The organism is Marinomonas gallaica, assembly GCF_049821165.1.
GTDB classification, from domain to species: domain Bacteria; phylum Pseudomonadota; class Gammaproteobacteria; order Pseudomonadales; family Marinomonadaceae; genus Marinomonas; species Marinomonas gallaica.
This window is the reverse complement of record NZ_CP187511.1, coordinates 3,416,575-3,434,662: the sequence shown is the minus strand read 5'-3', so window position 1 is coordinate 3,434,662 and position 18,088 is coordinate 3,416,575. Positions and strand designations below refer to the sequence as shown.

Sequence of the window (18,088 nt, the reverse complement as noted above, 5' to 3'; positions counted from 1 at the left end):
ATTTTTTAGAGCTGACTATTTTGGCAGCAATACTGTGTCGATGACGTGGATAACACCGTTTGACTGCTTCACGTCAGCGATGGTGACATGCGCCATACGGCCGTTTTCATCTTCCAGCATAATCGTATCGCCTTTGTAGGTTGCGGTTAGAATACAACCGCCTAATGTGGGTACTGGGTGAGCGCCCATATCATCGTCAATCATGGTTGTGATCGCGCTTGATAGAGCATTGGTGCCGACGACATGGCAGGTTAACACTTCTTGTAGAGCGGCTTTGTTTTCAGGTTTTAACAAGTTTGCTACCGCGCCTTTAGGTAATTTATCAAACGCTGCATTCGTTGGCGCAAACACTGTAAATGGACCCTCACCTTGCAATGTATCGACAAGACCTGCTGCTTTCACTGCCGCCACTAGAGTCGTGTGGTCTTTAGAGTTTACGGCATTTTCGATGATGTTCTTGCTAGCGTACATCGGTGCACCGCCCACCATAGGGTTGTCATGTTTGTCTGCCATGCTGTCATGGCTTGATGGCGTGCTTGAACAGCCAGTAATCGCTAATGCAGTGGTCACCGTTAGTGTTGTAAGAAGTTTCATGGTAGTGCTCCCGTTTTGTTATGAATTATGAACCTTGTACTCCTACACACGTGGCGTTATTCAGAAAGTTTCAAAATTTTTAAAATTAATTTGGATGAAAAGTCATTGCCACACCATTTATACAATGGCGCAGGCCTGTAGGCTTTGGCCCGTCTTCGAAAATATGGCCCATGTGGCTGCCGCAGCGACGGCAATGCACTTCGGTGCGGGTCACGAACCAGCTGCGATCATCTTTGGTGCCGACCGCATTAGGTAGACTGTCGTAAAAGCTTGGCCAGCCGGTTCCGCTGTCAAATTTCGTTGCTGAATCATAAAGAGGTAGATCGCAACCTTTACAGTGGAACAGTCCTGTACGTTTTTCATCGTTAAGTGGGCTTGAGTAGGCACGTTCTGTGGCCTCTTCACGCATGACTTGGTATTCAAAGTCTGTCAGTAGTGTGCGCCATTCCGCCTCTGTTCTCGTTATTTCATAGTTGGCTTCACTGACCGCTGATGCGATTGCAGTCATACCACGGCTCATTAGTGCCACGGCTAACGTGCCTTTTAAAAAGTGACGTCTGTTCATGAGGTGACTCCTATTATTAATATACTTATAAGAGACGTAAAAAAAGCCAAGAAAGTTTCATCTCTCTTGGCTTTAGACGCCGCAAAGTGCGTTTTTCTTACAGTGCTACTAAGTTAAAGTGCCACTGTGTCGGCGACGGCTAACACAGGCCCAGTGGGTTGTCCTGTCGGTGAACCTCCTTTAGGTTCTAAACTAATTGCCATATGCGCATTAGAGAGTCCGGCTAACCAGCTCACATCCAATGAAATCTCTTGGACATTGTTGATGTCTAAGACGCCCAAGGACATAGGCGCGCCATCACCAATCGCAACCCAAAGCTCATAATCTCCCTCTAACGAAGCGGAGCCTTGTAAAGGTTCGATACGCAATTGCTTGTCGTCTACATCGACAAAGACATCAACCACCAGATCCGTTGTTTCAGACACTAAATGTGTTTGATAATTCGCTTCAAATTGAGCAGGAATGGCTAACCAAATGCCTACGGCTAATACCACGGCAGCCGCCATCGCCCATAAAGGCGACCGATATTTCTCTTTTTGGTCGAGTTTAATTAAAGGAATCACGTCTGATTGTGCTTTTAGATAGTTCTCTAGCTGGTGTTTAATGTGTTCTGGAGGAATACTTTCATCCCACTGATCCGACAAGTTTGCGAAATGTTCTGCCCAATAAATATAGGCCGCTTTGGCAACAGGGTCCGTCCGCATTTTTTGTTCAAAGGCTTGCGCGTCAGCTGATGATAGCAGTCCTAATGTGTACTCGGCTGCGACGACATGTTGTTCTGGTGATGAATTCATTGGCCCATACACCCCTGTAATTTGAGTAAGCTACGCCTTAACCAAGTCCGCATCGTGTTCAATGGAACAGAAAATTGTTCTGCCAAATCGGCATAGCTTAACCCTTCTAAGTAAGCGCCTTTTACGGCATCGGCGCGGTCGGGCTCCAGTGTATTCAGACAGTCTTCCAGTTGACGTTGAGTTTGCGATGTATGAGCACATTGCTCAGGGCCATCCAGCTGTGATTCCAGCTCATAGTCTTCCATGGATTCAGTTGGCTTGCTGGCTTGAGATCGGCGTCGATCAATAGCGCTGTTGCGTGCAATGGTGATCAACCATGTCATTGGGCTTAGCCCATTTGACTGGTACTGAACCGCCTTATGCCAGATTTTAATGTATGCCTCTTGAAGAACGTCTTGTGCTGTTGCCTCGTCCTCTAATACACGTAGACAAACCCCATAAAGTTTCGCGCTGGTGCAGTCATAAAGTTCAGAGAAGGCTTGTTGATTTCCTTTGGCTATGTCGATAAGCATTTGCTCGATCTCAGACAATTCGCGCATGGAGCTTCCTTTTTAGAGTGATGTGGCCCATAGGTCATACGTAGCTTACGCTGATAAGTGTAGATTAGATCAGAGTGGTTATTAGTATTAAAGACTGGCACAAACTTAGCAAGTCGCTTAGCATCTGCATCAGCGCCTATTTGCGGCGCATTACAATGTTTTTCAAAATCGTTAGGACATTAGAACATGCCAAAAGCCAGTGAAATTAAGCGTAATACAGCCGTTGATTACGATGGTAAAACTTATATTGTGCGTGACATCGAGCGTTCGGTGCCACAGGGCCGTGCCGGAGGCAGTCTATATCGCATGCGTATGTATGACGTGGTGACTGGTCGTAAAATCGATGAGACATTCAAAGATTCAGAGATGCTAAACCTAGCAGACCTAATTCGTCGTCCAGCGATGTTTTCGTACATGGATGGCGACGACTTCGTCTTTATGGATCAAGAAGACTACACGCCTTATAACCTAAATAAAGAAGCGATTGCTGATGAAGCTTTGTTCTTCAATGAAGAAACGGCGGGTATTCAAGTGGTGTTGGTAAACGATGCGCCAGTCGCATTAGAACTACCACAAGTGGTCGAATTGACGGTAACAGAGACTGACCCATCCATTAAAGGTGCGTCAGCAACGTCACGTACTAAGCCAGCATTATTGTCTACGGGAGCAACCATCCAAGTGCCTGAGTACATCGGTACAAACGATCGTATCCGCGTGAATGTAGAAGAGCGCAAATTCTCAGGCCGTGCTGAGAAGTAACGCTAAAGAAGCTTAGTTTTAAAAGCCGTGACGGTCGTCACGGCTTTTTTATGAGTGATTTACTGGTAGCCCTTGGCTTGTAACGCGAACAAATGCGCGTACTGTCCCGCTTGTTCTAGTAATTGTTCATGGGTACCACGTTCTTTAATTTCACCGTGCTCCATGACAATGATTTCGTTGGCCAAGCGCACCGTCGAAAAACGGTGGGATATCAAAATTGCCATTTTGCTTTGGGTGTGCTCTTGAAAGTGAGCAAATATCTCGGCCTCCGCCGCGGCATCCATGGCTGAGGTGGGCTCGTCCAACACTAATATATCGGCTTTTTCGCGCATGAACGCGCGCGCTAGGGCGATCTTTTGCCACTGGCCACCGGAGAGCTCTTGTCCGCCTTTGAACCAGCGCCCTAATTGTGTGTGGTAGCCATCGCTTAAGTCCCCTATGAAGTCTGTGGCTTTGCCCAACTCTGCTGCTTGGTGCCAGCCGTCTTCATCATGAAAACGTGTTTCATCGCCTGCACCGATGTTCTCACCGACGATAAATTGATAGCGAACAAAATCTTGAAAGATCACACCAATACGAGTCAGTAGGGCCTGTTCATCCCAGTCTTTTAGATCCAAGCCATCCAATAGGATACGACCATGTGTAGGTTGGTAAAGGCGGGTAAGCAGCTTTATTAACGTGGTTTTGCCTGAACCATTTTCGCCGACAATGGCAAGACTGGTGCCTGGGCGAATGTGTAAATCAACATTGTTTAACGATGGCGCAGGATTTCCCGGATAAGAGAAGCTAACTTGCTCAAAACGGATGCCATCCCCCGGCTGAGGGCCAACTGTTTGCCCAATTTGACTTGCTAGCGTTGGCTGTTCGAGGTATTCGTATAGGTTTGATAAATACAGGTTGTCTTCGTACATACCGCTAATACTGGTTAACGAAGAAGCCACCGCACCTTGGCCTTGCTTAAACAGTAATAAGTACATGGTCATTTGACCAAGCGTAATGGCACCGATGACCGTCGAAGTGACGATCCAACCATAAGCACTATAAAACACTAAGGTACCGATAATCCCAAGTGCAAAGCCCCATGTTTCGCGGCGTACTATTAAGCGTTTGTTCTCACGAAACATCTTTAAAAATATGTCTCGATAACGCCCTAAAAAACGTTTGCTCAGCTGGTAAAGGCGCACTTCCTTAATATTGTCTTCGCGTGCCAGCAAAGTCTCTAAGTAGTTTTGCTGGCGAAATTCCGGCGAACGCCAGCGAGCTAATAGAAACGCATCGCCACTGAATTTCGCTTCGGCAATAAACGCAGGCAACGCACCCAACACTAATAGTACTAATGCCCATGGCGAAAACTGCCATAGCAAAACAGCAAAACTGATCAAAGAGATGCCATTCTGCAATAAGGCGAACGTTTTGTTGACCAATGCCAGCGGGCGGCTTGAGGCTTCTCGGCGGGCGCGAACCAGCTTGTCATAAAATTCAGAGTCTTCGAATTGCGCCAGTGAAAGGGATTGTGCTTTTTCCAAAATAGTCATATTGACGCGTTGACCTAATAGCTCTCGTAAAATCGCCTGCAACGCTGCCAACCCTCGTTGACTGCCACTCATAATCAGCACAATAAAGGCTTCGATCATGACGTAATAGAGTGCCGGGAAGTAATCAATGGTCCCAGTGGTTTGATAGCTGTCCATGGCGGCGACCACGGCATCGACAATCAGTTGCCCCACATACGCCATAGCGGCCGGAAGCACCCCTGCAATTAACGTTAGAACAGCGAGGCCAATGGTCAGCTGGGAGGAGGTGGCCCACACCAATTCCAGTGCGCGTTTGCTGTAACGGAACACGCCAAGCATGTTCATATCAATAGTATTGCGGTTAGCATTTGCGCGTTTCATGTAAAGCGTTCCTGTGAGCCTGAACAGATGTTCGTATTGTAACGCTATCCGGGTGTCATCGAATACACTCAAGTCATGGCGTGCGTTTTCAATTTGACTTGGTTTCAGGGCGCCGCTAAGGTTCGAGATTCGTTTTACACAAAGGTTTCAAGAGTGAAGCCTTTTCGGTAGGTACTCATGGCAGATGTGATGTTCAGTAACTTTCCATTCACCGCGGTAGCAGGGCAAGACACTCTGAAATTGGCGTTGATTCTAAGCGCTATTAACCCTCGTATTGGTGGGGTATTGATTGCCGGTCCCCGTGGCAGTGCCAAGTCAACATTGGCCCGAGGGTTAGCCGGAGTCATGCCTCAACACGATGCATTGGATACGCCATTTGTCACCTTGCCGTTAGGCGCGACGGAAGATCGATTACTTGGCTCATTAGACATCGACGCGGTACTTAATGACAAACACGTCAGGTTTCAACCTGGGTTGTTGGCCAAAGCCGATCAAGGCATCCTGTATGTCGATGAAGTGAATCTATTGCCTGACAGCCTAGTGGATGTACTGTTGGATGTCAGCGCCAGTGGCGTTAACCGAGTAGAGCGAGATGGCGTCAGCCACGAACATAAAGCCCGATTTGTGCTGGTGGGCACCATGAACCCCGAAGAAGGCGAATTGCGTCCGCAATTAAAAGATCGCTTTGGTCTTATGGTGTCTTTATCGAATCAATACAGCTTAGAGGAACGCGTGCAAATTGTCCGATTACGGGATGAATATGACCAAGACCCAAAAGGTTTTTGCGATGCCTTTAAATACAAACAGCGCAATTTACGCCAAAGTATTAACCAAGCCAAAACACGCTTAACAAAGATTAAGTGTGCCGATGCTTTACGCATGGATATTGCCAGCCGCTGCCAAGATGCAAACGTTGACGGTGTGCGAGCTGATATTGTCTGGGTTCGGGCCGCTGTCGCTCATGCCGCATGGCGAGGTACGGACACCGTTTCCATTGACGATGTACAAGCGGTTGAAGAGTTTGTGTTAGCTCATCGTCGTCAGCAAGCTCAGGCTCCTAAAAGTTCCGCGCCTCCTAGCTCACCGCCACCGAGTTCAAGGCGCCCGCCAGAGTCGAAGCAGGAGGAAGCAACGCCGGGAAAGTCTTTACCTTCACCGCAGAATGAATCTGAATCTGTTGGTGAGTTTGGTAGTATGCCCCCTGAACTACAAACGACCCAAGACGTGCTTGGGCTAAGTACCGCATTTTTTAGCGAAGCTGTGGTTCGGCCATCCCTTTATGGCTCCTTCGGTGCTGGCAAACAGCGTGGGGGAAACCAAGGTGGTACTCGTCAAGGCAAGCGGCAAACCGGCGCTATTGATATGGCGCAAACGCTGCGTAGCAGTTTAGGACAATGGCCTCCGCAACAATTAGTGCGACGTAAAGGCCGTGAGGGCAAAGTGGTTTTGCATTGTATTTTGCTAGACACTTCCGGTTCTACGTTGAGTGATCAGACCTTTGCTAAAGCCAAAGGGGTGGTACTCGACATTGCTGAGCGCGCCTATTTGCAACGAGAAAGGATCAGTATTTTAGGGTTTGGTGGCGAGCAGGTCGATTGGTTGCTACCACAGGTACGTGCTCCACACAGTATTCGCACTCAACTCGATGCGTTCACAGCCGGAGGCGGTACGCCCATCCATCAAGCGCTTGAGGACGCTGAGCGCTACTTGGCTCAAGTCAAACATCAACAGCCAGATATAGAAGTGTTCAGTTATATTTTGACCGATGGGCGAGTCACAGGTGCTTTTGCGAACCAATCATGGCCGGGACAATTGACTGTCGTAGACACAGAGCTCGCATCGGTTAAGCGTGGTCGTGCTCAGGAGTTGGCGCAAGCCATATCGGCCGTTTACATTCCATTAAGCAACCTACTTGCTCCATAGCAACTTTCAATAGAAGTGATGACAATGACAACAAACGTGGCCTATTGCCCCGCATTATTTTTAACTGCTCCGGCGTCTAACCAAGGCAAAACCACCATTACTGCGGCATTAGCACGTTACTTTACCGAGCAGGGGAAAGTGGTACGTGTGTTTAAAACCGGTCCAGACTATCTTGATCCACAGATTTTAGCGCAAGCCTCCAAGCAGCCTGTTGAGCAATTGGATATTTGGATGGCTGGAGACGAGTATTGTCAAAAAATGCTGTTTGACGCTGCGCAAGAAGCGGATTTAATCTTGGTGGAAGGCGCGATGGGCATGTTTGATGGAGAGCCCTCAAGCGCCGATTTGGCGGCGCGATTCAAGATACCCGTAGCGATTGTTATGGATGTTCAAGGGATGGCGCAAACGGCCGCTGCGGTAGCAACTGGCTTGGCAAATTTTCGCGATGATGTGACTGTCGCAGGATTGATCGCCAACCGTTGTGGCAGTGAGCGTCATGCGCAATTGATCCGTGATGCCTTGCCTAAGAACTTACCGTTATTAATCAGCCTGAAGCGCAATGATGAAGTGATGCTGCCTGAGCGTCATTTGGGATTGGTTCAGGCGTCAGAGGTTGGCGATGAGCTAGAGGCGTGTTTTAGTGCCGCCGTTCGTTGGTTAAGTGAAACCGAAGATACCAGTTTATTAACCCTACCAGAACCGATCGCATTTTATGCGCCAGAAGGAGCGCCTCAAGCAGACCTAGGTACACCGTTGCAGGGCAAAACGATCGCTGTTGCTAAAGACGAAGCCTTTAGCTTTATCTACGATGCCAACCTGCGCGTGTTGCAAGCCCTAGGTGCACAGGTGACGTTCTTTTCACCGTTGCGAGACCGATTGTTGCCGCCAGCGGATGCGCTATGGTTACCGGGTGGCTATCCGGAATTGCATGCGCAAAAGCTTTCTGAAAATCGAGTCATGTCAGATCAAATCCAAACCTTCTTTGCCGCAAATAAACCGATATTAGCGGAGTGCGGTGGGCTGCTGTATTGCTTAGAAACCTTGACTGACCTGGAGCATAACACCTATCCAATGTTGGGATTAATTCAAGGTGACGGTGCCATGCGTGGTAAGCGGGGTTGCCAAGGTATGCAAACCGCTGCGTTACCAGAAGGAGACATTCGCGCTCATGCGCATCATCGTTCTTTAAGTGAAAATACGCCTGAGCCGCTCAGTCATGGCCGTCGCCAACGACATCCAGCGCCGGGGGAGCCTATTTTTCGCGACAAAGGACTGACGGCCAGTTACCTGCATTTATTCTTTGCCTCGAACTTTGCCGCCACAGCCGTGCTGTTTCTTGGCGAGAGTGAGTAATACGGTATGTGGCCGGAAAGCAGTGAGCAAGCCAAACCTCTTCGGTCGGGGTTGACGACAGGGGCATGTGCCACCGCCTGCAGCGTTGCTGCAGCGATGATGTTGTTGGGCAAAATGCAACCAGAGCAAGTGTTTATCACGTTGCCTAAAGGGCAAGAGGTGCCGCTTACTATCACGTCTTACGAGGTTCATAACAACAGTGTGACGGCCTTTACTGTTAAAGATGCGGGCGATGATCCTGATGTGACACATGGTGCCACGGTTTGGGTAACATTAGCGCTAACGTCACAAACAGGCATTCAGTTTGCTGCAGGGCAAGGGGTTGGTATCGTCACTCGCACAGGGTTACTGCTTGATGTGGGCGAACCGGCCATTAATCCGGTACCACGTAAAATGATCTCAGACCATTTAACAGCCTTGGCTAAAGAGCAAGCCTATTTAGGTGGGTTTAAGGTGACGGTTGGCGTTGAAAAGGGTGAGCAGATCGCGCTGAAAACAATGAACCCTCGTTTAGGGATAGTGGGGGGGATTTCGATTCTTGGGACAACGGGAATTGTGCGTCCGTTTTCCTGTGGTGCTTATATCGCATCGATTCAACAGGGGGTTGATGTGGCGCGTGCCAATGGCCATCGCCACATTGCCGCGACAACGGGAAATGCCAGTGAAACGGCCATTCGCGAGCGTGATGCTTTAGAGGATATGGCCTTAATCGAAATGGGTGACTTTATTGGCGCATTACTCAAGCATGTGAGGCGTCTTGAAAATCAAACAATGCAATTAAACAAACTGACGATTTGCGGTGGTTTTGGAAAAATCAGCAAATTGGCTCAGCAGCATATGGATTTAAACTCGCGTGCATCCTCGATCGATTTAATGTCCTTAGCTGAATTGGCGAGTACGCTGGGAGGCAGTGAATCCCTGAAAAAGGCAATGTCTCAGGCGAATACCAGTGTCGAAGCTTTGACGTTTGCTCAGGCTGAAGCGCTGCCGTTGGCGGATGCGGTTTGTCTGCAGGCGCTCGACTTTTGTCGACGATTTATACCTTCGCATATGGATTTAGAGGTACTGGCCATAGACCGTAAAGGGCAGTTTGTTGGGCAAGCCATTGAGCCAAAGGGGCGGTTATGAGAATTCTATTATTAGGCGGCACGGCTGATGGTCGCCATTTGGCGGAGCGATTGAGTCAGTTACGCCATGAGGTGTTGTATTCCATTGCTGGATTAGTTCGAGTGCCGACGCTGCCTTGTGAGGTGCTTGTGGGTGGTTTTACTCAGTTTGGTGGCCTAGCGATGTTTCTAAAAGAGCGGCAGGTAGACTTAGTGATTAATGCGACTCACCCTTATGCGGCGAATATGAGTACAGCAGCGATAGCAGCAGGTGAACAAACAGCTGTGCCTGTTTGGCGTTTTTTACGCTCAGCTTGGACACCCCAAGCCGGAGACGACTGGCGCGAGTACGCTGATAATGACACGTTACTGGAGCAATTAAACGGCTTTAAACGACCTTTACTCAGTGCAGGGCAGATGACGCTTCCATTGCTTCAAGCATTAACATCTCAAAACTCTTTTGAGCAAGGTGTTTGGCGTACGGCAGCGTCGCCGACATGTGATGTGCCCGCCAACATTACTTGGTTAAAAGCCATTGGACCGTTTGATGTAAAGCACGAAAGACAGCTACTCGAAGCGCATGCAATTGATGTGATCGTGACCAAAAACAGTGGGGGAGATTCGACTTCTGCTAAGCTTGAAGCCGCACGTGAGCTAGGTATCCCCGTGTTACTGCATCAACGCCCAACTGTACGGGATGCTAAGCAAACCTTTTCAGATTATTCTCAACTCATTAATGCGGTTCAAGCGATCGTATCAACTTCATCTCGTACTCAGGGAACGCAACAGCAGTGATTTACAAATACGATGCAAGCCCGCAGGGCATCGAGCAGGAAAGCTTTCGACAAATTCGTGCCTTAACCCAATTAGACCATTTACCCCGTGATGCGCAACAAGTCGTCATGCGAGTCGTACACAGCTTAGGGCTGCCAGATATCGCCAAACAGATACGTTTAAGTGATAACGCTTGTGAGATGGGCCGAATCGCCTTGGCGCAAAACTGTCCGATTCTTTGCGATGTAGAAATGGTGAAGCAGGGGGTGACCAAACGTATGATCGAACGCGAGCCTTTGTGCTTTTTGAATCATCCAAAAACAGCTGAGCTGGCTAAAAGTAAAGATGAGACGCGCTCTATGGCCGCCTTAAGTCTTTGGCAAGAGCATCTTGCCGGCAGTGTGGTATTGATTGGCAATGCGCCTACGGCACTGTTTCGTTTGCTGGAAATGATTCGTGCAGGCGCGCCAAAACCGGCGTTGATCATCGGTATGCCAGTTGGTTTTGTTGGAGCGGCTGAATCCAAGCAAGCTCTATGGAATGACCATAAAGTGTTGGGCGTTGAGTGTGTGACCTTACTCGGTCGCATGGGCGGCAGTGCTGTTACATCGGCCAGCTGCAACGCTTTATTACGCTGTAATATCGGCGAATATTATTAAATTCAGGGTAGGGAATGCTGTGAAAATTCATGTTATTGGATTAGGGATAAATGAACAGGCGCAATTACCAAAAGAAGCGCAAGAAGTACTCGCTAAGCTTACCGAGACAGATAAATTAGTGGGCAGTGAGCGCCAGTTGTCGATGGTGAAAATGTATGGCACCACCGCGCAAACGCATCTATTACCTAAACTAAAGGACTTAAAGCATCACATGGATGAATGGGCTTCTTTAGGTGTGCAGCGTGTGGTGATTTTAGCCTCAGGTGATCCGCTGTACTATGGTATTGGTGCATGGGTACATCGTTCCTTTAGTGATCAAGAAGTGCGCTTTTACCCAAATGTTTCCAGTATCCAAGCTGCTTGTCATCGTTTGGGGATCTCCCTGCAGAATGCTCAGGTGTTCAGTGTACATGGCCGCCCGTTGGCCTCGATTCGTACTCAGCTTCATCCATCTAAAACGCTGTTGTTGCTGACCGACAAAACCAACAATCCTCAAGCCATTGCCAAAGAGTGCGTTGAGATGGGACTTGGTTTGAGTGAGTTGTTTGTCTGCGAGCGCCTAGGTTACGAACATGAACGTGTGGTTCGCTATACGGCCAATAGCTTGGCTCATGTGGAAGACGCATTTGATCCCCTAAATGTGGTTATTGTTAATACCAGCGCTCAGCCGGGACGTTTGCCTTCCACACCGGGTTTTAAAGATAGTTTATTCGTCACAGATAAAGGTGATGGTCAAGGGATGATCAGCAAACGCGAAGTGCGTTTAGCAGTACTTTCCTATCTTGGTGTTGAAGCCAAAGAAGTTGTATGGGATATCGGCGCTGGCTGTGGCGGAGTTAGCGTTGAGTTGGCTTACTGGAACCCCGAGAGTGAGGTCTTCGCAATAGAGCATCATGAAACGCGATTATCATGCTTAGAGGCGAATCGTGAGCGTTTTGGTGTGGTCAAAAATCTACATGTTGTGCAAGGGCGAGCGCCAGAGGCGTTGGCTAATTTACCGGTACCTAAGCGCGTCTTTATTGGCGGGAGTGATGGTGAAATGCAGGCGCTTCTCGATGAGGTATGGCAGCGTTTGCCTTTAGGAGGCGTGTTGTTAGTCAATGCTGTGACCGATGCCACGATGATGGAAACCATGACATTTTTAGCAAAACGCGATACGGCGCAAGATGCCTATGATGAAAGCTCAACGCTTCAAGTGTATCGCGGCGAACGATTGGCCGGTAAACGTATACGCCGACCACATTTACCCGTTAGTTTGTGGCGCTTTGAAAAATGTTTATCAGGAGAGAAAGCCTAATGGCGTCACACGGAATTTTATATGGAGTAGGTGTAGGGCCAGGTGACCCTGAGTTATTGACCTTAAAAGCGGTTCGTCATATCGAAGAGGCCGATGTGATTGCGTATCTCGCGGGTGAGTCAGGTCAATCTCAAGCCAAGCAAATTGCGCAGATTGCCTTAGATCGTCGTCAGCCAGAGTTGGATGATATTGTGATCGGAATGCCGATGTCGACGCAACGGGATGCAGCGAATGAGGCTTATGATCAAGGAGTCACCTTAATCGCCTGCGCATTAGAGCAAGGCTTAGATGTCGCTTTTTTATGTGAGGGGGATCCCTTGTTTTTTGGCTCTTTTGCTTATGTGATGGAGCGCTTAATTCATCGCTTCAAAGTACAAGTCATTCCTGGTATTTCCAGTGTTCATGCGGCGGCGTCAGCGTTACAGCATCCTTTGGTGGTATTGAAAGAGTCTTTTTGTGTCATGAGTGGTCGTCATACCCACGAGCAATTGAGCGAAGCGCTTAAGCAACATGATTCCGTTGTGATCATGAAGGCTGGGCGTGCTCGACCGAAGATTTTGCAAGCCTTACGTGAGACACAGCGAGTGGCGGATGCTCAGTATCTTGAGCACATCGGCCGTGACAACGAGCGTATTGAGCGAAATGTGAGTCAGTTGGCGGATGACGCAGGGCCTTACTTTTCGTTGTTTGTGATAACACGTCAAGAGCGAGGTACACGGTGATACGTATCATTGCCTTAACGGATGCAGGGCTGGCGTTGGGTAAGCAACTTCATGCAGCGTTGCCACATAGCCAATTACATTTTAAGCCCCAGCCGTTTGCTGATGTCGTACAAGGCTATTTTCGCGAGGGTGATGCGCTGTTGTTTATTTGTGCTACCGGCATTGTTATGCGTACCCTAGCGCCCGTCATTGCAAGCAAGCACCAAGATCCCCCTGTATTGGTAATGGATGAATTAGGGCAATTCGTGATTCCATTATTGTCAGGACATGAGGGTGGCGCCAATCAGTGGGGGCTGGAAATGTCAGAGTTAATGGGGGCGCAATTGGTTATGACCACGGCTAATGCCTATTTAAATCCAGTGTATACGCTTGGCATGGGATGCGAACGTCATTGTCCATTACCTTATTTAGAAGACTTAATGCTACAAGGGCTGGCACAAATAGGCTTAACACCCGAGCAAGTATCGGGACTTTACAGTATCGATATTAAAGCCGATGAAACACATTTGATTGAATTGGCGCGTAAGTATCAATGGCCTTTTATAACGTACTCAGCTCACGCTCTATCAGAGGTTGAGCCGTTACTGAGTACGCGCTCGGACTATGTGTTTAAAACCGTTGGTGTGTATGGCGTTGCGGAGTCTGCTGCCTTGGTGGGCGCGAGAAGTAGAACAGGCGCCTCACCGGAGCTCTGCTTAAACAAAATCAAGAACACCAAAGCTACCTGCGCGGTGGCTCGAAGTTATCAGGTGTAGGTCAATTAACCTACAGCGTGACCAGTTGTTTAACAGCGGCACTTAACGTGCTTGTTTGCTTGGCAAAGCAGAAACGCACCAAACGCAGGTCTTCTGGCGGCGTTTGGTAAAAAACAGAAATCGGAATGGCCGCGACACCTGCGGTTTCAATCAGCCACAACGCAAATTCGCTGTCAGGTATATCTTGGATAGCACTGTAATCCATCAGTTGGAAGTAGGTGCCTGGCGACGGTGTAAATGTGAACCGGCTGTCGCTCATTGCTTTATTGAAGAAATCCCGTTTTTGCTGATAGAAGCTCGGTAGTATTTCATCGTGTTCGGGGTGCGCCGCTAGATAGTCAGCTAAAGCCAACTGCATCGGTGTGCTGGAACTAAACGTCAGATATTGATGGACTTTTCGAACCTCAGCCATTAATGCCGCGGGGGCAACGCAGTAACCAATCTTCCAGCCTGTTGTATGGTACGTCTTTCCAAATGAAGACACGACAACGCTGCGTTTAGCTAGAGCCTTGTGACGTAACACGCTTTGATGTTCAGCGCCTTCAAATACGATATGCTCGTATACTTCATCGGACAGAACTAATAAATCATGCTGCTCCGCTAACTCGTACAACGCATCTAAATCATTGCTCGAGAATACTGTCCCCGTTGGATTATGAGGTGAGTTAACGATAATGATCTTAGTTTTCTCGGTAACGGCATTTGCGACGGTTTGCCAATCAATGGCAAAGGAGGGTGGCAATAGGGCAAGGTGCACCGGTATGCCCCCATTTAGGCGAATAGCGGGATCATAGGAGTCGTAAGCTGGGTCAAATACAATGACTTCATCACCCTGTTGTACAAACGCTGAAATCGTTGCGAACAAGGCTTCTGTCGCACCGGATGTGACGGTAATGTCGGTGTCTACATCGGCTTGGTGATTGTAGCAACGCGACAACTTGCTTTGGATCGCCTGACGCAGGGTAGGAACACCTGTCATCGGAGCATATTGGTTGGCGCCTTGCTGAATGTAATGACCCACTCGGTTTAATAGCTCGCTTGGCCCATCAAAATCTGGAAAACCTTGAGAGAGATTGATCGCTTGATGTTTGGCGGCCAATTCAGACATTTGCGTAAAAATGGTGGTGCCAGTACTGGGGAGTTTACTATCAAATTGGCGCATAATTTTGTTTCCTTCTAGGCGAAATCGCGTTGCTAATGCTAATTCAGAGTGCTGCGGAGTTAAAGAGTCAAAACAGTTACTGATATTGATGCCCAGCTTTGTTATAAAGTGTCGATTCCGACAGTAGGAGAAATGAATGTCTGGGGAAGTAAACGAAACAAAAGGTCGCCTTACTACGCGTACCGTAGCAATGCCTGGGGATACAAACCCAGCAGGTGATATTTTTGGTGGTTGGGTAGTGTCTCAAATGGACATCGCGGCTGGTATTTGTGCTGGGCAACGTGCTCAGTCACGTGTGGTGACCGTCTCATTGGATGGGATGAGTTTTATTCGTCCAGTTAAGGTGGGCGATATATTAGGTGTTTATACGTATGTGAAAGCAGTAGGGCGTACCTCCATGGATATTCATGTGGAAGCATGGGTTCGCCGAGGACGGATCGGAATACGTGAAAAAGTAACAGAAGGTCTGTTTAAGTTTGTTGCTATAGACGATGCTGGGAAATCAACACCGATTCCAGCAGAAAAAGATCTGCCGGATTATGTTCATGAATCTATGAACGAATTCTAATATCCGTATTTCGCACAATAAAAAAGCAGCCTAAGCTGCTTTTTTATTGAAAATCAACCATTAAATCATCGAGCCAATCGCAAGTTGCTCATTGTCTGAATCAATCATTTTGTTCAGGTCCAGAAGAATCACTAACTCTTCTTCCTTCTGGTAGACACCTTGGATAAACATCAGCGCTTCATCGTTACCGACACTAGGGCTTTGTTCGATTTCACCTTGATACAAGTAAAATACTTCTTTTACAGCATCAACTAGCATGCCTATTTGCTCGCCATCATGTTCAATAATGATAATGCGTGTGTCATCGGAAATAGTACACTCAGGTAAACTAAATCGAACACGAGTATCAATTACCGTTACAACATTACCGCGAAGGTTGACGATACCAAGGACATAAGACTGAGCTCCTGGAACAGGAGCAATTTCACTGTAACGCAAAACTTCTTTGATTTGCATTACATTGATGCCGTAAGTCTCATCCAAAAGTTTGAAAGTAAGGTATTGAAGTAATTCTCCCTTCTTACTTTCAGTAGGCAAATTTCCTGATTCTTTGATTGTCGCTAATTCAGACATGGCTCTAAACCTATTATCAATCCGATGATATGCGCTAATGCGCTGCTCGTTTACTTAGTAGAATAGACGAAATACAACGCATTGGCTTGATAAATTAAGTAACAATTAGTTGTCTTGTTGTATGCCAACAATTGTCCAATTGCCTTGAGCATCTTCAAGGTTTTTCTCTAAATGCCATACTTCATTGGCTTCAGTGGTTTGATCACCTTCTTTGATCCAACCGCTAAAACGTAATGAAATAGAAGCTGTTGAGCCGATAAACTCACCACGAACAAGGTCTACCATTAAGGAAACGACTTCTGTGCGAGGTTTATCTGAACCATATTTAGCACGCTCTTCACGCAACATAGCACAAACATCAGCGCTAAAGTAGTCACTGATTTCTTCGAAGTTGTTGTTGTCCCATGCTTTTTGCAGTGTCACATAATGGTTCTTGGCTTCAGCAATGAAGGCTTGTTCATTAAAGCCTGGCGGAAGTTGGATCTCAGGTTGAGAACCAAAGCCAGAAATACCAGACATCGGTGACGGCTGTACGTTGTCGCGTGTCGAATTGGGCATTTCACGGTACATACCTTGCGCGCCAGCTGTTTGCGCAGCTTGACGTTTCTTGGCAAAGAAGAATTTGTAGATCAAGAAGCCGATCACTGCGAACAGTAGAATATCACCAAAGGAAATACCATCGAATGCACCGCTGCCCATGAGTGCGGCAAATAAGCCACCCGCCAATAGGCCACCTAAAAGTCCACCACCTAAGCCGCCAAGGAAGCCTGATTTCTTAGTAGTACCGCCTGCAGCAGCCGCTTTTGATGTGCTGCTACTTGTCGGGCTAGTTGCACTTTTACTGGTAGAAAAACTTTTACCAAAGCTTTTGCTGCCACCAAGACGTTTTGCTTCCGCATCAGAGGCAAAACCTCCCATACCGATTGCTAATACAAATGCCATAAGTAAGGCATAAACTGATGTTCTCACGTTATTTCTCCAAATCAGACGAAGTTAACCAAACCAACTGCTTTACGAAGGTCAGAGATCAGAGCTCGTGCTCGGGCACGGGCTTTTTCAGCACCGGCCTGTAAAACTGCTTCGATTTCGGCAGGGTTCGCCATAAGCTCAAGATATTTTTCTCTTGGCTCTTCTAGTTGACTATTAATCAGTTCAAAAAGTTCCTTCTTAGCTTCACCCCAAGCGATACCCTCTAAGAATTTTTGGTGCATCTCAGCTGTTTGTTCAGGTGTTGCGAAGGCTTTATAGACATCAAATACGGTAGAGCTATTAGGGTCTTTAGGCTCTCCAGGTTCAAGCAAGTTGGTGACGATTTTGTTAATCCCTTTTTTTAATTTCTTTTCAGTATCAAAAAGTGGGATGGTGTTGTTGTAACTCTTACTCATCTTACGGCCATCTAAGCCTTTTAAAATGGCACTGTCATCGCCAGCGACCACAGCTTCAGGCATGACAAAATGCTCACCAAACAAATGGTTGAAGCGAGAGCCAATATCGCGCGCCATTTCAATGTGTTGAATCTGATCGCGGCCGACGGGAACTTTATTGGCATTAAAAGCCAGAATGTCCGCTGCCATTAAAACGGGGTAGCAGAATAGACCCATTGTGATGCCATAATCTGGGTCTTGGCCTTTATTGACATTGTCATCAACGCTTGCTTTATAAGCATGAGCACGGTTCATTAAACCTTTTGCGGTGACGCAAGTCAGTAGCCAGTTAAGCTCAGAGATTTCAGGAATATCAGACTGACGATAGAAAGTTGCTTTGTCAGTATCTAGGCCACACGCTAGCCAAGTTGCCGCGATTTCTAGACGAGATTGTTTTACACGCTCTGGATCCTGACATTTAATCAAGGCATGGTAATCGGCTAGAAAGAAAAAAGATTCTGTGTCTTCGCGTTGGCTGGCTTCAATGGCTGGGCGAATTGCGCCAACATAGTTGCCTAGGTGGGGTGTCCCCGACGTTGTGATACCGGTTAAAACAATTTCTTTACCCATTTTTCCTTACTCAATCATATAAAAAGGTGTGTGTACCCTATCATAAAAGTTAGGGT

General features: G+C 47.7%; 19 protein-coding genes. 10 read left to right on the top strand and 9 right to left on the bottom strand.

Annotated features, from left to right (window positions below):
• Positions 1 to 15 precede the first annotated feature (15 nt).
• From ACPUEK_RS16270 to ACPUEK_RS16255, 4 genes are all read right to left on the bottom strand, one after another.
• Positions 16 to 594, bottom strand: a complete 579-nt coding sequence (locus tag ACPUEK_RS16270; RefSeq protein WP_067218097.1) for a fasciclin domain-containing protein — start codon at positions 592 to 594, stop codon at positions 16 to 18.
• Between the two features lie 85 nt (positions 595 to 679).
• Positions 680 to 1,159 carry a peptide-methionine (R)-S-oxide reductase MsrB gene (gene msrB / locus ACPUEK_RS16265; protein WP_067218101.1) on the bottom strand — a complete coding sequence of 160 codons (480 nt, stop codon included), beginning with the start codon at positions 1,157 to 1,159 and terminating at the stop codon, positions 680 to 682.
• 113 nt (positions 1,160 to 1,272) lie between these two features.
• On the bottom strand, positions 1,273 to 1,953 hold the full coding sequence (locus ACPUEK_RS16260) for an anti-sigma factor (protein ID WP_425641480.1): 681 nt from the start codon (positions 1,951 to 1,953) through the stop codon (positions 1,273 to 1,275).
• Positions 1,950 to 2,492 carry a sigma-70 family RNA polymerase sigma factor gene (locus tag ACPUEK_RS16255; RefSeq protein WP_425641479.1) on the bottom strand — a complete coding sequence of 181 codons (543 nt, stop codon included), beginning with the start codon at positions 2,490 to 2,492 and terminating at the stop codon, positions 1,950 to 1,952. The genes ACPUEK_RS16260 and ACPUEK_RS16255 overlap by 4 nt, the downstream gene beginning before the upstream one ends.
• 186 nt (positions 2,493 to 2,678) lie before the next feature.
• Between ACPUEK_RS16255 and yeiP the strand changes: the two genes are divergently transcribed.
• Positions 2,679 to 3,251 carry an elongation factor P-like protein EfpL gene (gene yeiP, locus ACPUEK_RS16250; RefSeq protein WP_067218107.1) on the top strand — a complete coding sequence of 191 codons (573 nt, stop codon included), beginning with the start codon at positions 2,679 to 2,681 and terminating at the stop codon, positions 3,249 to 3,251.
• Between the two features lie 59 nt (positions 3,252 to 3,310).
• On the opposite strand, the gene ACPUEK_RS16245 is transcribed toward yeiP, so the two are convergent.
• The gene (locus ACPUEK_RS16245; protein ID WP_425641477.1) at positions 3,311 to 5,146 is read right to left on the bottom strand and encodes an ABC transporter ATP-binding protein; all 1,836 of its coding nucleotides are present in this window, start codon (positions 5,144 to 5,146) and stop codon (positions 3,311 to 3,313) included.
• A gap of 177 nt (positions 5,147 to 5,323) precedes the next feature.
• On the opposite strand from ACPUEK_RS16245, the gene ACPUEK_RS16240 reads away from it, so the two are divergent.
• Genes ACPUEK_RS16240 through ACPUEK_RS16205 form a run of 8 tightly spaced genes read left to right on the top strand, consistent with a single transcriptional unit; the run spans position 5,324 to position 13,735 of the window.
• Positions 5,324 to 7,069 carry an AAA family ATPase gene (locus ACPUEK_RS16240; protein ID WP_425641475.1) on the top strand — a complete coding sequence of 582 codons (1,746 nt, stop codon included), beginning with the start codon at positions 5,324 to 5,326 and terminating at the stop codon, positions 7,067 to 7,069.
• A 24-nt stretch (positions 7,070 to 7,093) separates the two neighbouring features.
• Complete coding sequence (locus ACPUEK_RS16235) at positions 7,094 to 8,422, top strand: cobyrinate a,c-diamide synthase (protein WP_425641474.1); 1,329 nt, start codon at positions 7,094 to 7,096, stop codon at positions 8,420 to 8,422.
• Positions 8,423 to 8,428: 6 nt separating this feature from the next.
• Positions 8,429 to 9,550 (top strand): cobalt-precorrin-5B (C(1))-methyltransferase, encoded by a 1,122-nt coding sequence (locus tag ACPUEK_RS16230; protein ID WP_425641473.1) that lies wholly within the window; start codon positions 8,429 to 8,431, stop codon positions 9,548 to 9,550.
• Positions 9,547 to 10,323, top strand: a complete 777-nt coding sequence (locus tag ACPUEK_RS16225; protein ID WP_425641471.1) for a precorrin-6A/cobalt-precorrin-6A reductase — start codon at positions 9,547 to 9,549, stop codon at positions 10,321 to 10,323. The genes ACPUEK_RS16230 and ACPUEK_RS16225 overlap by 4 nt, the downstream gene beginning before the upstream one ends.
• Positions 10,320 to 10,961 carry a precorrin-8X methylmutase gene (locus ACPUEK_RS16220; protein ID WP_425641470.1) on the top strand — a complete coding sequence of 214 codons (642 nt, stop codon included), beginning with the start codon at positions 10,320 to 10,322 and terminating at the stop codon, positions 10,959 to 10,961. Before ACPUEK_RS16225 ends, ACPUEK_RS16220 begins: the two co-directional genes overlap by 4 nt.
• A 19-nt stretch (positions 10,962 to 10,980) precedes the next feature.
• Positions 10,981 to 12,258, top strand: a complete 1,278-nt coding sequence (cbiE, locus tag ACPUEK_RS16215) for a precorrin-6y C5,15-methyltransferase (decarboxylating) subunit CbiE (protein WP_425641469.1) — start codon at positions 10,981 to 10,983, stop codon at positions 12,256 to 12,258.
• Complete coding sequence (gene cobI / locus ACPUEK_RS16210) at positions 12,258 to 12,980, top strand: precorrin-2 C(20)-methyltransferase (RefSeq protein ID WP_425641467.1); 723 nt, start codon at positions 12,258 to 12,260, stop codon at positions 12,978 to 12,980. Before cbiE ends, cobI begins: the two co-directional genes overlap by 1 nt.
• Complete coding sequence (locus tag ACPUEK_RS16205) at positions 12,977 to 13,735, top strand: cobalamin biosynthesis protein (protein WP_425641465.1); 759 nt, start codon at positions 12,977 to 12,979, stop codon at positions 13,733 to 13,735. The genes cobI and ACPUEK_RS16205 overlap by 4 nt, the downstream gene beginning before the upstream one ends.
• Positions 13,736 to 13,745: 10 nt before the next feature.
• Here ACPUEK_RS16205 and ACPUEK_RS16200 read toward each other — a convergent pair whose 3' ends face one another.
• The gene (locus ACPUEK_RS16200; protein ID WP_425641463.1) at positions 13,746 to 14,897 is read right to left on the bottom strand and encodes a pyridoxal phosphate-dependent aminotransferase; all 1,152 of its coding nucleotides are present in this window, start codon (positions 14,895 to 14,897) and stop codon (positions 13,746 to 13,748) included.
• Positions 14,898 to 15,033: 136 nt separating this feature from the next.
• On the opposite strand from ACPUEK_RS16200, the gene ACPUEK_RS16195 reads away from it, so the two are divergent.
• Positions 15,034 to 15,465, top strand: coding sequence for an acyl-CoA thioesterase (locus ACPUEK_RS16195; RefSeq protein WP_067036386.1), 432 nt, complete (start codon positions 15,034 to 15,036; stop codon positions 15,463 to 15,465).
• A 60-nt stretch (positions 15,466 to 15,525) separates the two neighbouring features.
• Here ACPUEK_RS16195 and ACPUEK_RS16190 read toward each other — a convergent pair whose 3' ends face one another.
• The 3 genes from ACPUEK_RS16190 to ACPUEK_RS16180 form a co-directional block, all read right to left on the bottom strand.
• A complete protein-coding gene (locus ACPUEK_RS16190) occupies positions 15,526 to 16,038 on the bottom strand; it encodes a chemotaxis protein CheW (RefSeq protein ID WP_082866155.1) in 513 nt (170 codons plus the stop codon).
• Between the two features lie 105 nt (positions 16,039 to 16,143).
• The gene (locus tag ACPUEK_RS16185) at positions 16,144 to 17,007 is read right to left on the bottom strand and encodes a Tim44 domain-containing protein (RefSeq protein ID WP_067218141.1); all 864 of its coding nucleotides are present in this window, start codon (positions 17,005 to 17,007) and stop codon (positions 16,144 to 16,146) included.
• Between the two features lie 14 nt (positions 17,008 to 17,021).
• A complete protein-coding gene (locus ACPUEK_RS16180) occupies positions 17,022 to 18,032 on the bottom strand; it encodes a tryptophan--tRNA ligase (protein WP_067218145.1) in 1,011 nt (336 codons plus the stop codon).
• Positions 18,033 to 18,088: the final 56 nt, after the last annotated feature.

What these genes read in the sequence shown, in the direction of transcription:
- ACPUEK_RS16270 (WP_067218097.1), bottom strand. Translation starts at nt 594, where the DNA reads ATGAAACTTCTTACAACACTAACGGTGACCACTGCATTAGCGATTACT.
- ACPUEK_RS16190 (WP_082866155.1), bottom strand. Translation starts at nt 16,038, where the DNA reads ATGTCTGAATTAGCGACAATCAAAGAATCAGGAAATTTGCCTACTGAA.
- ACPUEK_RS16260 (WP_425641480.1), bottom strand. Translation starts at nt 1,953, where the DNA reads ATGAATTCATCACCAGAACAACATGTCGTCGCAGCCGAGTACACATTA.
- ACPUEK_RS16235 (WP_425641474.1), top strand. Translation starts at nt 7,094, where the DNA reads ATGACAACAAACGTGGCCTATTGCCCCGCATTATTTTTAACTGCTCCG.
- ACPUEK_RS16240 (WP_425641475.1), top strand. Translation starts at nt 5,324, where the DNA reads ATGGCAGATGTGATGTTCAGTAACTTTCCATTCACCGCGGTAGCAGGG.
- ACPUEK_RS16200 (WP_425641463.1), bottom strand. Translation starts at nt 14,897, where the DNA reads ATGCGCCAATTTGATAGTAAACTCCCCAGTACTGGCACCACCATTTTT.
- msrB (WP_067218101.1), bottom strand. Translation starts at nt 1,159, where the DNA reads ATGAACAGACGTCACTTTTTAAAAGGCACGTTAGCCGTGGCACTAATG.
- ACPUEK_RS16180 (WP_067218145.1), bottom strand. Translation starts at nt 18,032, where the DNA reads ATGGGTAAAGAAATTGTTTTAACCGGTATCACAACGTCGGGGACACCC.
- ACPUEK_RS16255 (WP_425641479.1), bottom strand. Translation starts at nt 2,492, where the DNA reads ATGCGCGAATTGTCTGAGATCGAGCAAATGCTTATCGACATAGCCAAA.
- ACPUEK_RS16195 (WP_067036386.1), top strand. Translation starts at nt 15,034, where the DNA reads ATGTCTGGGGAAGTAAACGAAACAAAAGGTCGCCTTACTACGCGTACC.
- ACPUEK_RS16245 (WP_425641477.1), bottom strand. Translation starts at nt 5,146, where the DNA reads ATGAAACGCGCAAATGCTAACCGCAATACTATTGATATGAACATGCTT.
- yeiP (WP_067218107.1), top strand. Translation starts at nt 2,679, where the DNA reads ATGCCAAAAGCCAGTGAAATTAAGCGTAATACAGCCGTTGATTACGAT.
- ACPUEK_RS16225 (WP_425641471.1), top strand. Translation starts at nt 9,547, where the DNA reads ATGAGAATTCTATTATTAGGCGGCACGGCTGATGGTCGCCATTTGGCG.
- ACPUEK_RS16230 (WP_425641473.1), top strand. Translation starts at nt 8,429, where the DNA reads ATGTGGCCGGAAAGCAGTGAGCAAGCCAAACCTCTTCGGTCGGGGTTG.
- cobI (WP_425641467.1), top strand. Translation starts at nt 12,258, where the DNA reads ATGGCGTCACACGGAATTTTATATGGAGTAGGTGTAGGGCCAGGTGAC.